Raw genomic sequence first — 21,466 nt, 5'->3', positions numbered from 1 at the left:
GGCGATGAGCGAGACAGCTTTACGGCCGTCGCCGATCAGCCCGACGGTGGATTTCGACACCGAGGGTGTGCAGCACGGTTTCCTGCGGCTGCCCTACAGCCGCGACGATTCCGCCTGGGGATCGGTGATGATCCCGATCACGGTCATCCGCAACGGGAGCGGACCGACCGCACTCCTGACTGGCGGCAATCACGGCGACGAGTACGAAGGGCCGATTGCGCTCTTCGATCTCGCGCGCTGCCTGAAGGCGGAGGACGTCAGCGGCACGGTGATCATCGTTCCGGCGATGAACTATCCGGCATTTGTAGCAGGAACGCGGACGTCGCCGATCGACAGGGGTAATCTCAACCGCAGCTTTCCCGGCCGTCCGGACGGGACGGTGACGCAGAAGATCGCGGACTACTTCCAGCGGGAACTCTTGCCTCGCGCCGATATCGTCCTCGACTTCCATTCGGGCGGTAGAACTTTGGATTTCCTACCGTTCTGCGCCGCGCACATCCTGCCGGACAAGGATCAGGAAGCTCGTGCCTTCGAGTTGGTGGAGGCGTTTTCCGCACCTTATTCGATGAAGATGCTCGAAATCGACGCGGTCGGCATGTACGACACCGCGGCCGAGGAAATGGGCAAGGTCTTCATCACTACCGAGCTTGGCGGCGGCGGCACGGCGACGGCAAAAAGCGCGGGCATCGCCAAGCGCGGCGTCATGAACGTGCTGCGCCATACCGGCATCGTCGCGGGAGGGGCTGAGGCCGGACAAACGACCTGGCTCGATATGCCGGACGGCAACTGCTTTTCCTTCGCCGAGGAGGGCGGGTTGATCGAGCCTATCTTTGACCTCGGAGACGAGGTCCGCGAGGGTGCCGTGGTGGCTCGTATCTATCCAACCGGACGAACCGGGGCACCGCCTATCGAAGTCCGCGCAAAGATGGATGGTATCTTGTGCGCACGGCATTTCCCGGGATTGATGAAGGCCGGCGATTGCGTGGCGGTCATCGCGGTCATTGTTGTCTGACCTGACCTGAACAAGCGCAGAGCGGTCCGCCCTGGTAGGGGGGATCTGTGCGGCCCCCGGGCGGGTCGTCCGGATGCTTGAACGGACCGTTGCAAATTTCCAATTCGATGCTCCGGCGAAAAAAGCTTTGACCTTGCGGCAGAATAGATTGTCCGCAACAGAACGATCTGCTGACCCAGTTCTTCAGATTTCCAGCATAATAGAACCTCCGAAAGACGGACCGACTTCGGGGCTTCGGTGACCGGAAAGTCCACTTTGCGGCGCGTCCAGGCAACCAGCCTATTTGCGGAGATAAAACTATTCCAAATCGGAATGAGCTATTTGCAATTAGCATTAGACGCTCTATCCGATCTGGATCATCATGCCCAAAATATCGTCTCGCCTATTTTGTAGGCATTCCGGTGGCTAGCCGGTGGACCATTTTATTGGGCTTGAGTCTTTGCGATGGACGAACAAAAGGCAAGGCACCGTTTTTATCTGCCGGTCGACGAATGTCACCAGCTCTATATCGAGGAATATGGTGCTCATGACGGCATTCCGGTCGTGGTTTTGCATGGAGGGCCGGGCGCCGGCATTTCCCGCAAGCATGTAGAGACATTTGACCCATCGGCATTCCGCGTCGTCACTTTCGATCAGCGTGGTGCCGGGCGTTCCGTCCCGTCTGCAAGCCTCCACGACAACACGACCGATGCCCTCATTGCCGATATTGAGGCTATTCGCGAAAAGCTTGGGATCGATCGGTGGCTTGTGGCCGGTGGTTCGTGGGGTAGCTGTCTTGCGCTGGCCTATGGTGAGGCGCATCCCGAACGATGCCTCGGCTTTCGACTGCATGGTATTTTCCTGGGCGGACAGGAAGATATAGATTGGTGGTTCCATGGCGCACGTTCGATCTTTCCCGATCAGTGGGAAGAGTTCGCGAGTTTCGTGCCGGAAGAGGAACGCGCCGACCTCCTTGCTGCCTATTACCGACGCCTGACAAGCGGCAACGCACATGAGGAAGTGGCGGCTGCCTTAAGCCTGCGCGGCTTTTCCGCGAAAACCCAGACTTTCCTTCCCGATCCGGGCCATGTGGCCGCATTGATGGAACCGACAGCAGCGCTCGCCGTGGCGAGACTCTTCACTCATTACTGCGTGAATGGTGCTTTTCTGGAACCAGGACAATTGTTGCGCGACATCGATCGGATCAGACATCTTCCCTGTGAAATCGTGCAGGGACGATACGACACCGTCACGCCGATGCTTTCCGCCTGGCGACTGCATCGTGCCTGGCCGGAAGCCGGCTTTTCGATCGTCACCGAAGCAAACCACCAATCCACCAAAGGCCCTCTTTTCGATGAGCTGAAGGCGGCGACCGAGCGGCTTCGCAAGCGAATGACCCCGATCACCCCCAAAGAGGGGGAATACGCATGAGCAGGATGATGTCTACCTTCAATGCGGCCGCCATCGCGCCCTTTCTTGAAATCCGTTCGGTGAAATCGCCGGCGATATCCCCTGATGGAACACTTCTCGCATATCTCTGCGACGCAAGCGGCTTCAACCAGATATGGATCAGGCCGCTTGCCGGTGGCGCGGCACGACAGGTCACGGATATGCCGGAGCCAGTCGGCGCGTTGGCCTTCAACCCGAAAAGTCGGGATATCCTGTTCACGACGGATTGCGGCGGCGACGAACGCCATCAGCTTTGGCTCCTGCCGGACACATCCGGTCCACCCGTCGCGCTGACGGATGCGCTCGGTGTCGTTCATCTATGGGGTGCCTGGTCTCCGGATGGGCAACGCATCGCCTATGCCTCCAACGCTCGCTCGCCTCGCGATATGGACATCCATGTCATGGACCTCTCGACGCAGGTGGCGACCTGCGTCCGCGAGGGGGACGGCATGCGGGAAGTCCTGGCTTTCTTTCCCGATGGGCAATCGCTGCTCGTCCGTGAGTCCCTGCGTTCGGGCAATGATCAGGACATGTATCGCCTCGATATCGCGACGGGACGCTTGACGCCGCTTATGCCGCATCAAGGGCGTGCTCGCTATCTCGCCGCCCGCCTGTTCAAGGACGGCCGCGGCGGCCTTGCCGTCTGCGATCAGGGAAGCGATTTCATGGGCATCCGGCAGTTTCCAGCCGAGGGCGGAGAGACGGCAAACATTTTCGATATGTCCGGACGCAATATCGAGGCGCTGGCGCTTTCGCCCGACCAGCAGAAAATCGCTTTCGTCCTCAATGATGAGGGGTGGAGCCGTATCGGCCTCTGCGACCGCGAGGGCCGTTCCATCCGGATGTTCGAGGGGCATCCGCCCGGCGTCGTGACATCGCTTGCCTTTACTCCCGACAGCCGATCGCTTGTCTTCCCGCTCGAAGGTGCGGCGACGCTGCCCGGTATCTGGAAACTCGATCCGGAGAACGGCAGCTTCGAACCCCTGGTGACGGTCGATGGTGCGGGGACGGATACCGGGTCCTTCGTCGAACCTCTCGTGGAACGCTTCGAAAGCTTCGATGGGCGGATGGTGCCGGCTCTCGTCTATCAGCCGACTTCCCCACCCCCCGAAACTGGATATCCCGTGCTCTTCATCGTGCATGGCGGCCCGGAGATGCAATGGAAACCGGACTTCCGCGCCGATGTGCAGTTCCTGGTCTCTCAAGGTGTGATGGTGGTCGCCCCGAATGTCCGCGGCAGCACCGGTTATGGCCGCGCCTGGCATGAACTCGATGACCGTGAGAAGCGCATGGACTCGGTCGCAGACCTGCGGGCCATTCGGCTTGCCATCGGCGCGCGTAAGGACGTGAACGCGGCACGTATCGGCATTTTCGGTCGCTCCTATGGCGGCTTCATGGTGCTGTCCGCGCTGACGGAGGATCCGGATCTGTGGGCGCTTGGCGTCGATTTCTATGGTGTCTGCAATTTCCTGACCCATCTGCTCGCCACCGGTCCGTGGGGGCGCCAGCAGCGTGCCGCCGAATATGGCGAGCCGGCGGTGATGCGCGAGGCGCTGGAGCGCTTCTCCCCCATCAACCGGATCGCCCGCATGAAGGCGCCGCTGCTCCTTGTCCACGCCAATCGTGATCCGCGCGTACCGATCGGAGAGAGCGAGACCGTCTATTCCTGCCTCAGCGGTCTGCGTCACCCTTGCGAGTACCTGCGCGTCGACCACGAGGGCCACGGCTTTGCCCGGATAGAGAACCGCCGAACGGTGTTTTCCGCCTTCGCCCGGTTCCTCGAAAAACATCTTTGATGACGAGTATGGATTGGAGAGAGTGAGCGATGCAGAACAGCGACCTGATCTGGGACTTGGTCGATAATCACAGGACCGAGTTCGAGGCCCTGAGCGACCGCGTCTGGGGCATGCCGGAAATAGCCTATGCGGAATATCGTTCCGTGACCGAGCATGCGGCCATGCTGCGCCAGCAGGGCTTCCGCGTGACCGAGAACGTGGCCGGTATTCCGACGGCGGTGATGGGCGAGGCAGGCGAGGGCGGCCCGATCGTCGCCATCCTCGGTGAATACGATGCGCTGCCAGGGCTCAGCCAGGAAGCGGGTGTCGCTCAGCCGCGCCCCTTGCCCGGCAATGGGCATGGCCATGGATGCGGCCACAATCTGCTCGGCTCCGCTGCAATGCTGGCGGCGACGGCGATCAAGGACTGGCTGGAGAAGTCCGGCAAACCCGGCCGCGTGCGCTATTACGGTTGCCCGGCCGAGGAAGGCGGTGCCGCGAAATCCTTCATGGCCCGCGAGGGCGCGTTCGATGGTGTCGACATCGCCATTACCTGGCATCCGAGCGCCTTCACGGAAGTGGCACGCGCACTTTCGCTCGCCAATACCCGCATGGATTTCCGATTTACCGGCCGGGCCTCGCATGCCGCCGCAGCGCCCCATCTCGGCCGCTCCGCGCTCGACGCGGTGGAACTGATGAATGTCGGCGTCAACTATCTGCGCGAGCACGTTCCCTCCGACAGCCGCATCCACTATGCGATGCTCGATTCCGGCGGCATCGCGCCGAACGTGGTGCAGGCAACGGCCGCCGTCCGCTATGCCATCCGCTCTCGAGATCTCAAGGGCATGCAGGAGCTCAACGAACGTGTGAAACAGGTTGCGCAAGGCGCTGCAATGATGACGGGGACGACGGTTCACATCTCCATCATGAGTGCTGTTTCCAATCTGTTGCCGAACCGCCCGCTGGAAGAAGCCATGCAGCGCAATCTTGAGCGCCTTGGGCCTATACCTTTCGATGCGCAAGACAAGGCCTTCGCGGCGAAGATTCAGGCGACGTTGAGCGAAGAGGATATCAACAACGCCTATCGCGCCGTCGGCATTCCGCGCCGGCAGGAGACACCGCTCTGCGATTTCATCGTACCGCTCGATGTCCGCGGCGAACCAATGATCGGCTCCACGGACGTCGGTGACGTGAGCTGGGTGATGCCGACCGTGCAGGCACATGCCGCGACGATTGCCATCGGCACGCCCGGCCATTCCTGGCAGGTGACGGCGCAGGGCAAGATGCCCGCCGCTCACAAGGGGATGACCCATGCCGCCAAGATGATGGCCACCACCGCGATCGACGTTTTTAGCGACGCCGAGCTGCTTGCTGCAGCGAAAAAGGATCATCAGGAGCGCGTCGGCAGGACGCCCTATGTGTGCCCCATTCCGGCCGACGTGACGCCCCCGCTGCAGCCGCGCCCGAAGGAGGCGGCCTGAAATTCCTTCAGCATTGCTTCGAGTGGCACCTGTTTCAGTCAACAATCAAAAAAGGGGAATTGAGAACATGACCAGAAAGCAAATTATCAAATGCCGCCGCCTGATTGCCGCAGCAGCCGGCGTTTTCCTTTCGTCAATCAGCCCGCCGGCCCTTGCCGCGACGCCGGATTCCGCGCTCGTCATGGCTTGGAATATCGATGCGATCAGCACCTTCGACCCGGCGCAGATCGGTGAAGTCGTGACCAGCGAACTGATGCAGAACACCTGCGACTCGCTGGTCGATTTCGATCCCGCCGACGAATCGAAGGTCGTTCCTCTTCTGGCGAAGAGCTGGGATGTTTCGCCGGACCGCATGCAGATCACGTTCCATCTCAATGAGAACATGAAGTTCCCGAGCGGCGAGCCGGCAACCGCCAAGGAGCTTGCCTGGTCCATGCAACGTGTCGTTCAGCTGGGTTACGGCAATGCGTCGACACTTACCGAATATGGCTTCAGCAAGGACAATGTGAAGGAACGCATCGCGGCGACGGACGACAACACGCTCGTCATGAAGCTGGACAAGCCCTATCCGACCAACCTCATTCTCCAGGCGATCGGCGCCAACCGCGTCTCTTCGCTTCTTGACATGAAGACGCTCATGGAGAAGCAGGTGAATGGCGACCTCGGTAACAAGTATCTCGCCACCAACACTGCCTGCGTCGGTCCCTATCGGCTGGTGCAGTGGAACGCGGGTGAATCCGTCGTTCTTCAGGCGAACGACGGATATTACGGCACCAAGCCAAAGCTCTCCCGCGTTCTGATCCGCCACGTCGCCGAGCCGGGAACGCAACGCCTCCTGCTGACCCAGGGCGATGTCGACATTGCGCGCGATCTTTCACCTGACGATCTGGCCGATCTCGACGGCAAGCCGGGCCTCAAGATCGAGCGCGTACTGAAGCCGCAGCTCTTCTTCTGGGTTTTCAACGTGGCCGACCCGGTCTTCCAGAACGAAAAAGTGCGCCTGGCGATGCGCTATCTCATCGATTATGACGGGCTCGCCAAGTCGGTCATGACCTATCTCGGCGTGCCGCGTGCAAGCTTTGCGCAGCTCGGCGCTGTGGGCGCTCTGGATGAGAAGCAAGGCCAGCCCTTTACGCTCGATCTCGAAAAGGCGAAGGCACTTCTCTCCGAAGCGGGTTATCCGAACGGCTTTGAAAGCGATGTCCTGTTCGGCACCCTGCCGCATTCGGCGCCGATCGCCCAAAGCATCCAGCAGAACGCGGCCAAGGTGGGCGTCAAGCTCAATCTGGAACGCATGGCCAATGCCCAGCTCTTCAGCCGCATTCGCGGCCGCGAGTTCAAGAGCGGCATGCTGGCCTGGCAGACCGGCGTTCCCGATGCGCATGGCAATGCCTCGCGCCTCGTCTACAACCCGGACAATCGCGCGGAAGCGAAACTGACGCAGATTCCAGCATGGCGCGCCGCCTTCCAGAACGAGGACTTCAACAAGCGTGTCCAGGAAGCGCTTCTCGAAGGCGATCCGGAAATGCGCAACCAAATCTACTATGCGCTTCAGAAGGATGTGATGGAAAAAGGCCCGATGGCCATCATGTTTCAGATGTACAACATCCTTGGCATGAGCGACAAGGTGAAGGATTGGAGCTGGAACGGGTTCCGCGTCTACTACACGTCCGCCTCCAAATAGGGGAGGCGAGTCCATGGCGGAAATCACCACCTCCGTTCCCCGCGACAATGCGGGGACGGACCTCAGGCCGAACCCCTTATTCCTCGTTGGGAGGATCATCGGCAAGACGTTGCTGCCGGTTCTGGTGACCCTGTTCGGTCTTGCGGCCCTGACCTTCTTCATCGGCAGGATGCTGCCGATCGATCCGGTTGTCGCCATTCTCGGCGACAATGCCACCCAGGAAGCCTATGACAACATGGCCCGCTCGCTCGGGATGGACAAACCGCTCTGGTATCAGTTCGGCATCTATCTGAAGGGCATACTGTCGCTTGATTTCGGACAGGCTCTGACGACCGGAAAACCGGTTATCGAAGATATCGCTCGTGTGTTTCCCGCGACGATCGAGCTCGCCACCTTGTCGATCATTATCGGCACGGGGCTCGGCATCCCGGCCGGCGTGCTTGGGGCGATGTACCGGAACTCCTGGATCGACCATGTGATCCGCTTCACCGGCCTCATAGGCTATTCGGCGCCGAACTTCTGGCTCGGCCTCATGGGACTGGTGATCTTCTACGCCACGCTCGGCTGGATCGGCGGACCGGGGCGCATCGACTTCATCTACGAGTTCGATATCGAGCCGATTACCGGCTTTTATCTGGTCGACACGGCGATCACGGGGAAATGGGATGTTTTTCGCAATGCCTTCGGTCACATCATCCTGCCCGCCTCGATTCTCGGCTTCGGCGCTCTTGCCTATATCAGCCGCATGACCCGCAGCTTCATGATGGAGCAGCTTGGCCAGGAATACATCATAACCGCGCGCGTGAAGGGGCTCTCCTGGGGACGGACCGTCTGGGTCCACGCCTTTCGCAACGTCGCCGTGCAGGTCGTGACCGTCGTTGCCCTTTCCTATGCCTTCCTCCTCGAGGGCGCGGTACTGACCGAAACGGTCTTCGCATGGCCGGGTTTCGGCCGATACCTGACCAACGCCCTGCTGGTCGGCGATATGAACGCCGTGGTCGGGTGCTCGCTTCTGGTCGGTATCATCTTCGTCACCCTCAATCTCTTCTGCGATGTCCTTTATCGCGTCGTCGATCCCAGAACCCGGTGAGGCCGCCATGACCGACAAAGCCATGACATCTCAGAACATTTCACTCTCCGGCCTCGGCGCATGGTTGCATGCGCCCGTGCCCACTTCCCCTTTTCACGCCCGCATGCAGCAGCTCTGGCTGCAATGGTGGCGATTGCGTTCCAATGTTTCGGCGCTGTTCGGCCTTGCCGTCATCGTCGTCATTCTTGCCGCTGCGCTTCTGGCGCCGCTTCTGGCGACCCATGACATCTTCGAGCAGGATCTCGCGATGCGCCTCCTGCCCCCCTCGGCGGAACACTGGCTGGGTACTGACGAACTCGGCCGCGACGTCTATAGCCGCCTGATCTATGGTGCGCGGATCACCCTCTACATCGCTCTTCTGACCACCGTCATCGTTGCGCCCATCGGTTTGCTGGTGGGCACGACAGCCGGTTACCTGGGGGGCTGGGTCGATACGGTTCTGATGCGCATCGTCGATATTTTCCTCGCCTTCCCGAACCTCATTCTCGCGCTGGCGTTCGTCGCTGCCCTGGGTCCCGGCATCGAGAACGCGATCATCGCGATTTCGCTTGCATCCTGGCCGCCGATCGCACGTCTCGCCCGTGCCGAAACCCTGACCATTCGCAAGTCCGATTATATCGCGGCGGTCCGCCTCCAGGGCGCGTCGAAATTGCGGATCATCTTCGGGCACGTCGTGCCTATGTGCATCCCCTCCGTCGTCGTGCGCGTGACGCTCAACATGGCGGCGATCATCCTGACGGCGGCCGGCCTCGGCTTCCTCGGCCTCGGGGCACAGCCTCCGAGCCCGGAATGGGGCACCATGCTTTCCTCCGGCCGGGAGTTCGTGATGACGAGCTGGTGGATCGCTGCCATTCCCGGTACCGCCATCCTGCTGACCAGTCTCGCCTTCAATCTCTTCGGCGACGGACTGCGCGACGTTCTGGACCCCCGCCATGGATAAGCCGCTCATTGACGTTGAGGACCTCAGGATCCGCTTTCACGGCGCGCATCGCAATCATGACGCCGTCCGGGGGATATCCTTCACCATCGGCCGCGAGAAGGTCGGGGTTGTCGGCGAGTCCGGTTCCGGCAAGTCGCTCACCGGGCGCTCGCTGCTGAAGCTGACGCCGAAGGGCGCGAAAATCACCGCAACCCGCATGCAGTTCCGCGGCACGGACCTCCTGGCCGCCAGCGAAAAGGACATGCGCCGGATTCGCGGCAATCATATCTCGATGATCCTGCAGGATCCGAAATACTCGCTCAACCCGCTGATGCGCATCGGCAACCAGATCGTCGAGGCTTACCGGCTGCATCACAATGCGCCGCCTGCCGAAGCCAAGGCCAAGGCGCTTGCCATGCTGGAAGCGGTGCAGATCCGCGAGCCGAAGCGCGTCTTCGATCTTTTTCCGCATGAGGTATCCGGCGGCATGGGGCAGCGCATCATGATCGCCATGATGCTGATCCCCGAGCCGGACCTGATCATCGCCGACGAGCCGACCTCTGCGCTGGATGTGACAGTGCGCCGCCAGGTCCTGACGATCCTTGACGAACTGGTGAGCCGGAGGGGAACGGGCCTGATGTTCATCAGCCACGACCTCAATCTGGTTGCCAGCTTCTGCGATCGGGTTCTCGTCATGTATGCCGGCAGGATCATGGAGGATCTTCCCGCGCGGGACCTGCATCAGGCCCGCCATCCCTACACGCAGGCGCTTCTCGAAAGCCTGCCACGCCTCGACCATCCGGTGGACGAGTTGAGGGTACCAGTCCGTGATCCCTCCTGGCTCGACGGGCCTGTTTATCGCAACGGAGTCCTTGTATGAGCGCGCCCGATCGTTCCCTGATAGAGGCTATCGGCCTTTCCATCAGCTTCGGTGCCCAGAACATGCGCACCCGCGTCGTCAATGATGTGTCCTTCCGTATCCAGAAAGGGGAGGCCTATGGCCTCATCGGTGAATCGGGTTGCGGCAAGTCGACGATCCTGCACGCTCTTTCCGGCTTGAACAGCGATTACGAGGGTGCGCTCGTCCTCGGGGCTCGTGAATTGCCGAAGAAGCGCGGCAAGGATTTTTTCCGCCGCGTGCAGATGGTCTTCCAGGACCCCTATGGCAGTCTGCATCCGCGCAAGATCGTGGAACGGGTTCTGGCCGAGCCGCTCGCCATCCACGGCTTCGACCGCCCGTCGGAACGTATCGCCGAGACACTGGAGGCCGTCGGGCTTGGTCCGTCCTTCCGCTACCGCTATCCCCATGAACTGTCCGGCGGACAGCGCCAGCGCGTGGCGATTGCAAGGGCGCTGATCATCGAGCCGGACGTGCTTCTGCTGGACGAGCCGACCTCGGCTCTCGATGTCTCCGTGCAGGCGGAAATCCTGAACCTCCTGAAGCGCCTGCGCCGCGAGCGCAACCTGACCTATCTCATGGTGTCGCACGATCTTGCGGTGATCGCCCATATCTGCGAGCGCGCCGGGATCATGCATCAGGGACGGATCATCGAGGAACTGAGCGCGGAACAGATCCGCCATTTCCAGGCGAGGGAGGATTACACGCGAGCGTTTCTCGAAGCCAGCATCGAGGCGGTGGCGCGCCGCGAGGAGGTTGGAGCATGAATGTCGAGGTCGCGTTCAAGAAAGACGATCCGATCGACCTTGAATGGGAATGGCATGGCAGCGAAGGCTCTGCCGGCTTCCGGCCGGGGGCGCTGGAGGCGGTCCGCGCCTGCGCGGCATCGCAGGCGACCGACATGCTGCTCGTCATTCGTCACGGCAAGGTGGCCTTCTCTCTCGGCGATCCGGCGCGAAAATTCCTCTGCCATTCCATCCGCAAAAGTTTCCTTGCCGCCCTGATCGGCTTCGAGGTGGAAAGCGGCAGGATCGATCTTTCGGCGACGCTGGAAAGCCTCGGCATCGACGACCGGGAGGGGCTGAGCGACATCGAGAGGCAGGCCACCGTCTATGACTTGCTGACCGCCCGTTCCGGCATCTATCATCCGGCCGGTTACGAAACCGTCTGGATGCGACGGATCAAGGAGACGCGACATTCTCACGCGCCCGGAACCTTCTGGTGTTACAACAACTGGGACTTCAACGCGCTCGGCACGATCTTCACCCGCTTGACCGGTGAGACTGTTCATGAGGCCTTCGCTCGCCGCATCGCCGGCCCGACCGGCATGGAGGACTTCTCGCTTGGCGGTGACAAACCGGATGGGTGGCACGAGAGGTTCGACATCAGCGACCATCCCGCCTATCCGTTCCGTATGTCGAGCCGCGACCTCGCGCGTTTCGGGCAACTCTTCCTTCAGCGGGGGGTCTGGAACGGAGCGCCAGTGCTCCCGGTCGGATGGGCACATGAGTGTGTCATGCCCTATTCGCACGCCGGTACCCGCGGCGCCTATGGTTACATGTGGTGGCTGGAGAGGGACGGCGTCTTCCTGCCCGGTGTCGTCACGCCGAAAGGCAGCTATGCGGCGCTTGGCGCCGGCGGTCATTACTGCCTGGTCATGCCGGCACTGGATATGGTCGTGATCCACCGCGTCGATACCGAAATACCCGGACGCGAGGTCAAGAACTTTGGTATGGGACGGCTGCTGCGGCATCTGCTGGCCGCGATAGATACGTCCTGAGCACGGCTTTCCGAATTCCTGCTTCCTGCCATCTGCGTCTCTCGTCGGCCGCAGCTGGATTTGTGTTTCCTCCGAACGGTTTACCAATGAGTCCCATGACAATGAGCGTTATCGAAACCATTGCGGCATGGTGCGCCGCACCACCGGCAACCACGGATACTGCCCGGAGGCTTGCCCGCGAGGCGATCGCCGACACGCTTGCCTGTCTCTACGCGGGCCGGGGCGATATCAGCACCCTGGCGGTCAGCCGCGCCTTCGGGTCGCAGTCCGTGGACGAAGCACCGCTCGTGACCGGCGCGCGCCAGTCTCCCTCCGTTGCAGCTCTTGTGAACGGCACGGCGGCACATGCGCTCGATTACGACGACAATTTCAAACCCGGCATGAGCCATGCCTCGGCGGTCATCGTGCCGGCATTGCTCGCTATTGCCGGCCGGACCGGAGCAAGCGGCCGTGCGCTGGTGGATGCCTATCTTGTGGCGCTCCAGGCACAGGCCTTTGTCGGCAGCGGCGTTGCCGGATCACACTACACCGCCGGATGGCATGGCACGTCAACGATCGGCAGCATCGGTACCGCGGCGGGAGCGGCAAAGCTCCTGGGACTGGACGCCGGCGGGATTGCCCGGGCCCTTTCCCTGGGAGCAAGCATGGCGTCCGGCACGAAGGGACAATTCGGCACTCCGGCCAAGCCGTTCCATGCCGGAATGGCGGCCCGCAACGCTGTCGAAGCGGCTTTGCTGGCAGCCGAAGGATTATATGGCAGATCGGACATTCTCGAAGGGCCGCAGGGATTCCTCGAAATGTTCGGCGGCTCGGACCCTGTGGGCTATGATCGCGAGTCTATCGCGTGCACCCGTGATCATGTCATCGAGACTGTCGGGCTCATGCCGAAGCGACACCCCTGCTGCGGCTCGACACATTTGGTCATCGACATGGCGCTCGACCTTCTGCATGAGGTGCCGCTTGATGCCGACGCCGTCGTCTCCGCGGAATGCCATGTCGGTATCGCGAATTTTCGCAACCTCCCTTATACCAAGCCAGTCAACGAGATGGAGGCACGCTTCTCCATGCAATATTGCCTGGCGCTCGCCTTGCGCCGCAAGAAGCTGTCATTGTCGGATTTCACGCCGCCAAGCGTGGCCGCTTTGGTGCGGGACCCGCTGCTCGCGAAGATTTCGATGACCCATTACACTCCGGCAGAAGAACGTGCCGCAACACAGCTGCCACATCGGTTAAGGATCACACTCGATGGCGGCCATGTCTACGAAAAGGAACGTTTCTTCGCGCGGGGTGGTCTTGCCGACCCCTTTTCAGAAGAGGACCGCAGGACGAAGTTCCTTGATTGTGTCGCAGGCCTCAAGGACGCAGAAGCACTTTACGCGACTCTCGAAGCGCTCGACGAACTGACGAATATGAGCTTTCTTGAACAGCTCTTCGACAATCGCACGACAGCGGCTTGAAGAAGCAGGCCTCGGGGCAAATATCGGCTGGATCAAGGAACGACGCGGTCGGCGAGCATGCCGACCTCTTCGGCACGTCTCCAGAACTGTCCTGCACGCTTGCTGCGCAAACGGTAGGAACGGTAGAGCCTGATCTCCACCTCCATGTCGAGTGACGGGTCCGCTGCCCGAACGAGCTGCCCTGTGCTCATTTCGTTGACTGCCAGACTTTCGGGAATCCAGGCGACGCCGTGACCGGACACGGCCATGGCCTTCAGGGCGGCCGACATCGCGTTTTCATAAACGGTATTCAAGCGGATTGCAGTCTTGTCAAAGATGGTCTTGGGAAGTGCCTGGGCGAAGAAGGAACTATCCCGATAACTCAGATAATTTACGGGCGTTCCGTCGGCGCATACCTGGTGAATGGGAGCACCGTCGTCGGTCGGGGCTGAAATGGCGATGACGCGTTCCGACCCAAGGGTGAGATAGGGATAGTCGGACAATTCCTTGATCGCGGGGACACACTCATGCGCGTAGGTCAGAAGGAAGTCGCATTCATTGCGGAACAGCTTCGATACATTGTTGGAAAAAGAGGAGTAAGCCTCCGTGAAGCGCGTCCGGAACGACTCCCCGTCTGCCTCGATTTTCTCCATCCAGACCGGAAAGAACGTGAGAACCAGCGTACTCATGGTGGCGAAGGAGAGGATGTCTTGAGGAGCGGCATGCTGCTCCTGTGTCTCTTCGCGAAGCGCGATCAACATTTCAACTGTCTTGCGCGCGCGGGGCAGGAAGCTTTCTCCAGCAGGCGTCAGTCGCACCGGGTAGGTGGAACGATCTATCAACGGAAGCCCGACCCATTCCTCGAGCTGCCGGATGCGCCTGCTCAATGCCGACTGGGTGATGTGCCTGTCGCCAGCCGCAAGCGTAAAGTTCATGAAATGAGAAAGGCTAAGAAAATCCTCCAGCCATTTCAATTCCATAGAAGCATCTCCGGATCTTCCCCGCCGATACGGGGCACAATTTTGCGCAGAGCAGCGAAGCCACCAACATGCGCAGGAAGGCGTGTACCATGCGGCCTATGAAGGTCGCTTGCAAGCACAGGCTATCCTCCAAGCCGTCGGCGTTACGCACCGCTAAGTGGATGAATGCCCGGGCTCGCAGGAAAGGATGTATCCGCCTCCCCCAAAAGGGCGGATAACCCCTTCTCCGACACGGGAAGGATAAGTCAGGACAGTGAGAACGGGTACTTGGCGATCTTTCGTTTTGCCGTAAAATGAAAAAAGCGAAACCGCCGGAGGAGACCCAATGCTGCTCAGCAGTCGGCAGTCGGAAATCATGTCCATTGCCAAGGAGCACGGACGAGTTCTCGTCGATGACCTCTCCGCCCGCTTTGGGGTCACGCCTCAGACGATCCGCAAGGATCTCAACGATCTGTGCGACAGCAGGGCATTGACGCGGATCCATGGCGGGGCGGTGTTCCCGAGCGGCAACGAGAACGTGAAGTACGATGCGCGCCGCTCCATGGCTGCGACGGAAAAGCAGGCGATCGGCCGGATGGCGGCCGCGATTATCCCCGACAACTCGTCCCTTTTTATCAATATCGGCACCACGACCGAAGCCGTCGGCGAGGCGCTGGCGGACCACAAGGACCTGATGGTCATCACAAACAATATCAACGTTGCCAACAGATTGAGGGTCTACCCCTTCATCGAGGTGGTGATTGCCGGCGGCGTCGTGCGCGGATCGGACGGCGGTATTGTGGGCGAGGCGGCAGTGGATTTCATTCGCCAGTTCAAGGTGGATTTCGCCGTGATCGGTGTCTCGGCGATTGACGAAGACGGAGCGCTCCTCGATTTCGATTACCGGGAGGTGAAGGTTGCCCAAGCCATTATCGCCAACGCCCGGCACGTGATCCTCGTGTCCGATGCCTCCAAGTTCGAGCGTACCGCCCCGGTCCGTATCGGCCATATATCCCAGGTCCACACCTTCATCACCGATCACTGCCCTGTCCCGTCTATCAGACAAATCTGCGCGGAACGCGACGTTCGGTTGATCGAGACGAATGTTCAGAATGGCGATGAAGGTGCGAAAGCGGTTTCGAAGAATATCTTTTGACATTCGATTTTGTTTCGATTTAGATGAATTTATCTTTCGTAATCGCGCATAATGCTGCAATGCGAAATTGGTGCATAAGAAATGTCGGGCAAAGCGGTTTTCGATCTTTTCGTGATTGGCGGTGGCATCAATGGCTGCGGCATTGCGCGTGATGCGGCCGGGCGCGGCTATTCCATCGCTCTCGCCGAGATGAACGATTTTGCCTCCGGCACATCATCAGGCGCCACCAAGCTCATCCATGGCGGCTTGCGCTACCTTGAACATTACGAATTCCGGCTTGTGCGCGAGTCGCTGATGGAGCGCGAAACCCTCTGGGCCATGGCGCCGCACATCATCTGGCCGCTGCGGTTCGTTCTGCCCTATCACAAGGGCGGAATTCGGCCGGCATGGATGATCCGCCTCGGCCTTTTCCTTTACGACCATCTGGGCGGCCGCAAGCTGCTGCCTCCGACCGCCGTGCTGGACATGCGGTCAGACCCTGCTGCAAAGCCGCTCAAATCGCTTTTCACCAAGGCTTTCGAATATTCCGACGGTTGGGTGGATGATGCCCGGATGGTGGTGTTGAACGCCCGCGATGCGGCAGACAAGGGTGCGTTGATCATGCCGCGCACCAAGGTCGTCTCCGCCAAGCGCGAGAACGGTTTTTGGTCGATCGATACGGTTGATGCTATTTCCGGCCAGACCGCAAGCCATCAAGCGAGAATGCTTGTCAATGCCGCTGGCCCGTGGGTCGACCACGTCATCCGCGGTGTCTTCGGCCGTAACGAGGCTCACAATGTCCGCCTCGTTCAGGGCAGCCATATCGTCGTGAAGAAGAAGTTCGACGGTGAGCGTGCCTACTTCTTTCAGAATCCGGACAATCGCATCATCTTTGCCATTCCCTATGAACGCGACTTCACGCTGATCGGCACCACGGATCGCGACTACAAAGGCGATCCAAAGGACGTCAAGATCAGCGATGAAGAAGTCCGATATCTCTGCGGCGCGGCCAGCGAATATTTTTCGGAACCCGTGCGGCCGGAGGACATCGTCTGGAGCTATTCCGCCGTCCGGCCACTCTATGACGACGGCGCGTCAAAAGCGCAGGAAGCCACGCGCGACTATGTGTTGAAAGTTGACGAAGCCGAGGGTGCTCCGCTGCTCAACGTGTTTGGCGGCAAGCTGACCACCTATCGCCGGCTCGCAGAGCACGCTCTGGAGAAGATTCGCGAGGCGATCGGCGCCAAGGGGGCACCCTGGACGGCCAAAAGCCGACTGCCGGGCGGTGATTTCTCTGTCGTCGGCTACAAGGATCAAGTGAAGTCGCTTCGGCAGCGCTATCCGTTCATCGAGACAAGACATGCCGAACGCCTCGTGCGCTGTTATGGTACGAATGCCGCGGTCATTCTCGGCAACGCCGCTGTCGCGGGCGATCTCGGTCGCCATTTCGGCGGCTCACTCTACGAGATCGAAATACGCTGGCTGATGGAGAAAGAGTGGGCCCGAACGGCGGAGGACGTTCTGTGGCGCCGCACCAAGCAGGGACTGTTCCTGATGGCTGATGAGGCTGCGCGACTGGAGGACTATATGGCTGGAATCCGCCGCGCAGCATAGGCGAAGCAAGGACCGGAACTGAACCGAGGGTTGGGAGGCCCGAGGCATCAATGCTCGAATTGCGCAATGTGTCGAAAATGGCAGGAGGCGAATACCACATTCGCCCCACCGATCTGACGTTGCAGCGGGGAACGCTCAATGTCCTCCTCGGCCCTACCCTTTCGGGCAAGACCTCGTTGATGCGGCTGATGGCAGGCCTTGATCGCCCGACGGATGGATCCATCAATTTCGATGGTGTGGATGTCACCGGCGTGCCGGTACAGAAGCGCAACATTGCGATGGTCTATCAGCAGTTCATCAACTATCCGTCCCTGACCGTCTACGAGAATATTGCTTCCCCAATGCGGATCGCCGGCAAGGACGCGGCGACGATCGACCGGGAAGTGCGCAAGACTGCCGACCTCCTGCGGCTGACGCCTTATCTTGACCGCACGCCGCTCAACCTTTCCGGCGGCCAGCAGCAGCGGACGGCACTTGCCCGTGCCCTCGTCAAGAATGCCGGTCTTGTGCTGATGGACGAGCCGCTCGCCAACCTCGATTACAAGCTGCGCGAGGAATTGCGCGTCGAACTGCCGAAGATATTTGCGCAATCTGGTGCGATCTTCGTCTATGCGACGACCGAACCCTCGGAGGCGCTTCTCCTTGGCGGCAATACAGTCACACTCTGCGAAGGCCGGGTGACGCAGTTCGGTCCGACGATTGATGTTTATCGCCGACCGGCTGATCTCATTACCGCAAAGACCTTCGCCGATCCGCCGCTCAACTTCATTGAAGTCATCAAGTCGGGCGGCTCGTTCCGGCATGGGGACTCCGATGGCATGCCGGTGCCATCGCATCTCGCTAACGTCGCGGACGGACCGATGACGGTCGCCTTTCACCCGCATCATCTCGGACTTTCGGCGCAGACGTCCAGTTCGGCGCATATCAGGGCCAGGACCCAGATTTCCGAGATCACCGGTTCGGAAAGCTTCGTTCACCTCGATTTCAAGGGGATTCGCTGGGTCATGCTGGCGCGGGGAATCCACGATATCGATCCTGACACGGAAATCGAGGTCTTCCTGGACACCCGCCATCTGATGGCTTTCGGAACGAACGGGCGCGCCATCGCGACCGCCGCGGCCTATTGAGGGGAAAGATATGGCACGCATCACCCTCGACCATATCCGCCACGCCTACGGAGCCAGCCCACAATCCGATCAGGATTACGCGCTGCGCGAAATCGATCATGAATGGCACGACGGTGGCGCCTACGCGCTGCTTGGCCCGTCCGGCTGTGGAAAGACGACCCTGCTCAATATCATCTCCGGCCTCCTGCAGCCGTCCCACGGCCGTATCCTGTTCGACGGAAAGGACGTAACGAATCTGTCCACTCAGGCCCGTAACATCGCGCAGGTTTTCCAGTTCCCGGTCATCTACGACACGATGACAGTTTACGACAATCTGGCGTTTCCATTGAGAAACCGCGGTGTCCCTGAACCAGAAATCGACCGGCGTGTCCGCGAGATGCTGGAGATCATCGATCTTTCGGATTGGGCGAAGCGCAAGGCCCAGAGGCTCACAGCCGACCAGAAGCAGAAGATCTCGCTCGGGCGCGGACTGGTGCGCAACGACGTCAACGCCATCCTGTTCGACGAACCGCTGACGGTGATCGATCCTCATATGAAATGGGTGCTGCGCTCGCAGTTGAAGCGGCTTCACAAACAGTTCGGCTTTACGATGGTCTATGTGACGCATGACCAGACGGAGGCACTGACATTCGCTGACAAGGTCGTGGTCATGTACGATGGCCAGATTGTCCAGATCGGCACGCCGGCAGAACTCTTCGAGCGTCCTCGGCATACTTTCGTCGGCTATTTTATCGGCTCACCCGGTATGAACGTGCTGCCCGCCAAGATCGACGGGAGCACCGTGACGATTGGCGACGAAAAGATTTCGCTTGATTACGCTCCCGATATCTCGGGCGTCGGCAAGATTGAACTCGGCATTCGCCCGGAATTTGTTCGGATCGGCAGCGAGGGAATGCCGGTAAGCATAACCCGCATAGAGGACATCGGCCGGCTTAAGATCGTGCGCGCGAGCTTCGCAGGCCAGCCGATCTCCATTGTTGCGGAAGAAGATGCAGAAATCCCATCCGAGCCACGCGTTACCTTCGACCCCGCAGCCATCAATATCTATGCCGATTCGTGGCGCGTCGGCGGGGAGGGCTGATCATGGAGAAGACCTGGAACAACAAGGCCTGGTTCCTGGTGCTGCCGGTCCTGCTGCTCGTCGCCTTCTCGGCGGTGATCCCGTTGATGACCGTGGTCAACTATTCGGTTCAGGACACCTTCGGCAACAACGAATTTTTCTGGGCCGGTACGGACTGGTTCGACGATATCCTGCATTCCGATAGGTTTTGGGAAGCGCTGCAGCGCAACCTCCTCTTTTCCTTCATCATCCTGGCGCTGGAAATCCCGCTTGGCATCTTCATTGCGCTCAACATGCCGAAGAAGGGCATCGGCGTTCCCGTTTGCCTCGTCCTGATGGCGCTTCCGCTCCTCATTCCATGGAACGTGGTCGGCACAATCTGGCAGGTCTTCGGCCGGGTCGACATCGGATTATTGGGCCACACGCTCTGGGCGCTCGGCATCGACTACAACTATGTCCGCGATCCGATCGACGCCTGGATTACCGTCGTCATCATGGATGTGTGGCATTGGACGAGCCTGGTCGTGCTTCTGTGCTATGCCGGTCTGGTCTCCATCCCGGACGCCTATTATCAGGCAGCCAAGATCGACGGCGCTTCGCGCTGGTCCGTTTTCCGCTACATCCAATTGCCGAAGATGAAGCGTGTGCTGCTGATCGCCGTGCTCCTGCGCTTCATGGACAGCTTCATGATCTATACCGAGCCTTTCGTGGTGACCGGCGGAGGCCCCGGCAATTCGACCACCTTCCTGTCGATCGATCTCGTGAAGATGGCGGTCGGACAGTTCGATCTCGGGCCGGCGGCTGCCATGTCCATCATCTATTTCCTGATCATCCTGCTGCTCTCATGGATATTCTACACCGTGATGACTAGCAGCGACGCGAACCGTTGAGAAAGGAGAGAGCCATGGCTTCGCCTACGAAATACAAGCCTGCCGGTAATTTCTCCTGGCTCGTTTCGACGATCTATATCATCTTCCTGCTGTTGCCGATCTATTGGCTCATCAACATGAGCTTCAAGGAAAATGCCGAGATTACCGGCACCTTTTCACTCTGGCCGCAGAACCCGACGCTCAGGAACTACACGGTGATCTTCACCGATCCGTCCTGGTATTCGGGTTATATCAACTCGATCATCTACGTGGTGATGAATACCGTGATTTCGGTGCTTGCGGCGCTGCCGGCTGCCTATGCCTTCTCGCGCTATCGGTTCCTCGGCGACAAGCACCTGTTCTTCTGGCTGCTGACGAACCGGATGGCGCCGCCTGCGGTCTTCGCCCTGCCTTTCTTCCAGCTTTATTCCGCCTTCGGTCTCATCGACACACATATTGCGGTTGCGCTGGCGCATTGCCTGTTCAACGTGCCACTTGCCGTCTGGATCCTGGAGGGCTTCATGTCCGGCGTGCCGAAGGAAATCGACGAGACGGCCTATATCGACGGCTATTCCTTCCCGCGCTTCTTCGTCAGGATTTTCACGCCGCTGATCGCCTCCGGCATCGGGGTGGCCGCCTTCTTCTGCTTCATGTTTTCGTGGGTGGAACTGCTTCTTGCCCGCACGCTGACGACGACGGCGGCAAAACCCATCTCCGCAATCATGACGCGTACGGTCTCTGCTGCCGGGATGGACTGGGGCGTGCTCGCCGCCGCGGGTGTGCTCACCATCGTGCCGGGCGCGCTGGTCATCTATTTCGTCCGAAACTACATCGCCAAGGGCTTTGCGCTCGGCCGCGTCTGACAAGGAGGAAGCACGCATGAACTTTTCATGGATGGCCTGGACGCTTCCCACGGCGTTGTTCTTCCTGACGATCCTCATGCTGCTGATCGGCATGAGCGTCTGGGAATATTTTGCACCGGGAGGCTCGCCGCGCGTCGGCATCCTGCGGTTTGAAACGACGCGGGGAGACCGGCTCTTCATCTCGCTGCTCGGGGCTGCATTCATTCATCTTGCATGGCTGGGGCTGGTCGGTCCCAACCTGTGGTGGGCTCTTGCCATAGCGGTGGTCTACGCCATCGGCGTTTTCCGCTTCGTCTAAAGGCAAGCTGATACGGGCGACCAGAATACCGGCTGCCT

19 protein-coding genes are annotated in these 21,466 nt (G+C 60.1%); 18 read left to right on the top strand and 1 reads right to left on the bottom strand.

What is annotated here, in order from left to right; all coding sequences use genetic code 11:
• Positions 1-4: 4 nt before the first annotated feature.
• From doeB to QEO92_RS19350, 11 genes are all read left to right on the top strand, one after another.
• Positions 5-1,012 (top strand): N(2)-acetyl-L-2,4-diaminobutanoate deacetylase DoeB, encoded by a 1,008-nt coding sequence (gene doeB / locus QEO92_RS19400; protein ID WP_227704114.1) that lies wholly within the window; start codon positions 5-7, stop codon positions 1,010-1,012.
• Positions 1,013-1,456: 444 nt separating this feature from the next.
• Positions 1,457-2,422: a prolyl aminopeptidase gene (gene pip, locus QEO92_RS19395; protein WP_227704113.1), complete on the top strand. Its 966-nt coding sequence runs from the start codon at positions 1,457-1,459 to the stop codon at positions 2,420-2,422.
• Positions 2,419-4,236: a S9 family peptidase gene (locus tag QEO92_RS19390; protein ID WP_227704112.1), complete on the top strand. Its 1,818-nt coding sequence runs from the start codon at positions 2,419-2,421 to the stop codon at positions 4,234-4,236. Before pip ends, QEO92_RS19390 begins: the two co-directional genes overlap by 4 nt.
• A 29-nt stretch (positions 4,237-4,265) precedes the next feature.
• Positions 4,266-5,696: a M20 family metallopeptidase gene (locus QEO92_RS19385; protein WP_227704111.1), complete on the top strand. Its 1,431-nt coding sequence runs from the start codon at positions 4,266-4,268 to the stop codon at positions 5,694-5,696.
• A gap of 67 nt (positions 5,697-5,763) precedes the next feature.
• Entirely contained in the window at positions 5,764-7,380 is a 1,617-nt protein-coding gene (locus QEO92_RS19380) for an ABC transporter substrate-binding protein (RefSeq protein WP_227704110.1), read from the top strand.
• A 22-nt stretch (positions 7,381-7,402) separates the two neighbouring features.
• Positions 7,403-8,470, top strand: coding sequence for an ABC transporter permease (locus QEO92_RS19375; protein WP_407722134.1), 1,068 nt, complete (start codon positions 7,403-7,405; stop codon positions 8,468-8,470).
• 7 nt (positions 8,471-8,477) lie between these two features.
• The gene (nikC, locus tag QEO92_RS19370) at positions 8,478-9,410 is read left to right on the top strand and encodes a nickel transporter permease (protein WP_227704109.1); all 933 of its coding nucleotides are present in this window, start codon (positions 8,478-8,480) and stop codon (positions 9,408-9,410) included.
• The gene (locus tag QEO92_RS19365) at positions 9,403-10,269 is read left to right on the top strand and encodes an ABC transporter ATP-binding protein (protein ID WP_227704108.1); all 867 of its coding nucleotides are present in this window, start codon (positions 9,403-9,405) and stop codon (positions 10,267-10,269) included. Before nikC ends, QEO92_RS19365 begins: the two co-directional genes overlap by 8 nt.
• Positions 10,266-11,054 (top strand): ABC transporter ATP-binding protein, encoded by a 789-nt coding sequence (locus tag QEO92_RS19360; RefSeq protein WP_227704107.1) that lies wholly within the window; start codon positions 10,266-10,268, stop codon positions 11,052-11,054. Before QEO92_RS19365 ends, QEO92_RS19360 begins: the two co-directional genes overlap by 4 nt.
• Entirely contained in the window at positions 11,051-12,067 is a 1,017-nt protein-coding gene (locus QEO92_RS19355; protein ID WP_227704106.1) for a serine hydrolase domain-containing protein, read from the top strand. The genes QEO92_RS19360 and QEO92_RS19355 overlap by 4 nt, the downstream gene beginning before the upstream one ends.
• Positions 12,068-12,168: 101 nt before the next feature.
• On the top strand, positions 12,169-13,524 hold the full coding sequence (locus QEO92_RS19350) for an MmgE/PrpD family protein (RefSeq protein ID WP_227704105.1): 1,356 nt from the start codon (positions 12,169-12,171) through the stop codon (positions 13,522-13,524).
• 32 nt (positions 13,525-13,556) lie between these two features.
• On the opposite strand, the gene QEO92_RS19345 is transcribed toward QEO92_RS19350, so the two are convergent.
• Complete coding sequence (locus tag QEO92_RS19345; RefSeq protein ID WP_037153258.1) at positions 13,557-14,483, bottom strand: LysR family transcriptional regulator; 927 nt, start codon at positions 14,481-14,483, stop codon at positions 13,557-13,559.
• A 325-nt stretch (positions 14,484-14,808) separates the two neighbouring features.
• Here QEO92_RS19345 and QEO92_RS19340 point away from each other — a divergent pair, with 325 nt between their 5' ends.
• The 7 genes from QEO92_RS19340 (at position 14,809) to QEO92_RS19310 (ending at position 21,428) form a co-directional block, all read left to right on the top strand.
• The gene (locus QEO92_RS19340; protein ID WP_227704104.1) at positions 14,809-15,618 is read left to right on the top strand and encodes a DeoR/GlpR family DNA-binding transcription regulator; all 810 of its coding nucleotides are present in this window, start codon (positions 14,809-14,811) and stop codon (positions 15,616-15,618) included.
• 81 nt (positions 15,619-15,699) lie between these two features.
• Complete coding sequence (glpD, locus tag QEO92_RS19335) at positions 15,700-17,211, top strand: glycerol-3-phosphate dehydrogenase (protein WP_227704103.1); 1,512 nt, start codon at positions 15,700-15,702, stop codon at positions 17,209-17,211.
• 50 nt (positions 17,212-17,261) lie between these two features.
• Positions 17,262-18,338 (top strand): ABC transporter ATP-binding protein, encoded by a 1,077-nt coding sequence (locus QEO92_RS19330; protein WP_037153250.1) that lies wholly within the window; start codon positions 17,262-17,264, stop codon positions 18,336-18,338.
• Between the two features lie 10 nt (positions 18,339-18,348).
• Entirely contained in the window at positions 18,349-19,419 is a 1,071-nt protein-coding gene (locus tag QEO92_RS19325) for an ABC transporter ATP-binding protein (protein WP_037153247.1), read from the top strand.
• A gap of 2 nt (positions 19,420-19,421) precedes the next feature.
• Positions 19,422-20,288: a carbohydrate ABC transporter permease gene (locus QEO92_RS19320; RefSeq protein ID WP_037153244.1), complete on the top strand. Its 867-nt coding sequence runs from the start codon at positions 19,422-19,424 to the stop codon at positions 20,286-20,288.
• A gap of 14 nt (positions 20,289-20,302) precedes the next feature.
• Positions 20,303-21,130, top strand: coding sequence for a carbohydrate ABC transporter permease (locus QEO92_RS19315; protein ID WP_227704102.1), 828 nt, complete (start codon positions 20,303-20,305; stop codon positions 21,128-21,130).
• A gap of 16 nt (positions 21,131-21,146) precedes the next feature.
• A complete protein-coding gene (locus tag QEO92_RS19310) occupies positions 21,147-21,428 on the top strand; it encodes a DUF2160 domain-containing protein (protein WP_037153237.1) in 282 nt (93 codons plus the stop codon).
• The last annotated feature ends 38 nt before the right edge of the window (positions 21,429-21,466 follow it).

Source organism: Neorhizobium petrolearium (assembly GCF_029854435.1).
GTDB classification, from domain to species: domain Bacteria; phylum Pseudomonadota; class Alphaproteobacteria; order Rhizobiales; family Rhizobiaceae; genus Neorhizobium; species Neorhizobium petrolearium.
Note: the sequence above shows the minus strand (reverse complement) of the source record. Positions and strands in the feature narration are given on the sequence as shown.

What these genes read in the sequence shown, in the direction of transcription:
- doeB (WP_227704114.1), top strand. Translation starts at nt 5, where the DNA reads ATGAGCGAGACAGCTTTACGGCCGTCGCCGATCAGCCCGACGGTGGAT.
- pip (WP_227704113.1), top strand. Translation starts at nt 1,457, where the DNA reads ATGGACGAACAAAAGGCAAGGCACCGTTTTTATCTGCCGGTCGACGAA.
- QEO92_RS19390 (WP_227704112.1), top strand. Translation starts at nt 2,419, where the DNA reads ATGAGCAGGATGATGTCTACCTTCAATGCGGCCGCCATCGCGCCCTTT.
- QEO92_RS19385 (WP_227704111.1), top strand. Translation starts at nt 4,266, where the DNA reads ATGCAGAACAGCGACCTGATCTGGGACTTGGTCGATAATCACAGGACC.
- QEO92_RS19380 (WP_227704110.1), top strand. Translation starts at nt 5,764, where the DNA reads ATGACCAGAAAGCAAATTATCAAATGCCGCCGCCTGATTGCCGCAGCA.
- nikC (WP_227704109.1), top strand. Translation starts at nt 8,478, where the DNA reads ATGACCGACAAAGCCATGACATCTCAGAACATTTCACTCTCCGGCCTC.
- QEO92_RS19365 (WP_227704108.1), top strand. Translation starts at nt 9,403, where the DNA reads ATGGATAAGCCGCTCATTGACGTTGAGGACCTCAGGATCCGCTTTCAC.
- QEO92_RS19360 (WP_227704107.1), top strand. Translation starts at nt 10,266, where the DNA reads ATGAGCGCGCCCGATCGTTCCCTGATAGAGGCTATCGGCCTTTCCATC.
- QEO92_RS19355 (WP_227704106.1), top strand. Translation starts at nt 11,051, where the DNA reads ATGAATGTCGAGGTCGCGTTCAAGAAAGACGATCCGATCGACCTTGAA.
- QEO92_RS19350 (WP_227704105.1), top strand. Translation starts at nt 12,169, where the DNA reads ATGAGCGTTATCGAAACCATTGCGGCATGGTGCGCCGCACCACCGGCA.
- QEO92_RS19345 (WP_037153258.1), bottom strand. Translation starts at nt 14,483, where the DNA reads ATGGAATTGAAATGGCTGGAGGATTTTCTTAGCCTTTCTCATTTCATG.
- QEO92_RS19340 (WP_227704104.1), top strand. Translation starts at nt 14,809, where the DNA reads ATGCTGCTCAGCAGTCGGCAGTCGGAAATCATGTCCATTGCCAAGGAG.
- glpD (WP_227704103.1), top strand. Translation starts at nt 15,700, where the DNA reads ATGTCGGGCAAAGCGGTTTTCGATCTTTTCGTGATTGGCGGTGGCATC.
- QEO92_RS19330 (WP_037153250.1), top strand. Translation starts at nt 17,262, where the DNA reads ATGCTCGAATTGCGCAATGTGTCGAAAATGGCAGGAGGCGAATACCAC.
- QEO92_RS19325 (WP_037153247.1), top strand. Translation starts at nt 18,349, where the DNA reads ATGGCACGCATCACCCTCGACCATATCCGCCACGCCTACGGAGCCAGC.
- QEO92_RS19320 (WP_037153244.1), top strand. Translation starts at nt 19,422, where the DNA reads ATGGAGAAGACCTGGAACAACAAGGCCTGGTTCCTGGTGCTGCCGGTC.
- QEO92_RS19315 (WP_227704102.1), top strand. Translation starts at nt 20,303, where the DNA reads ATGGCTTCGCCTACGAAATACAAGCCTGCCGGTAATTTCTCCTGGCTC.
- QEO92_RS19310 (WP_037153237.1), top strand. Translation starts at nt 21,147, where the DNA reads ATGAACTTTTCATGGATGGCCTGGACGCTTCCCACGGCGTTGTTCTTC.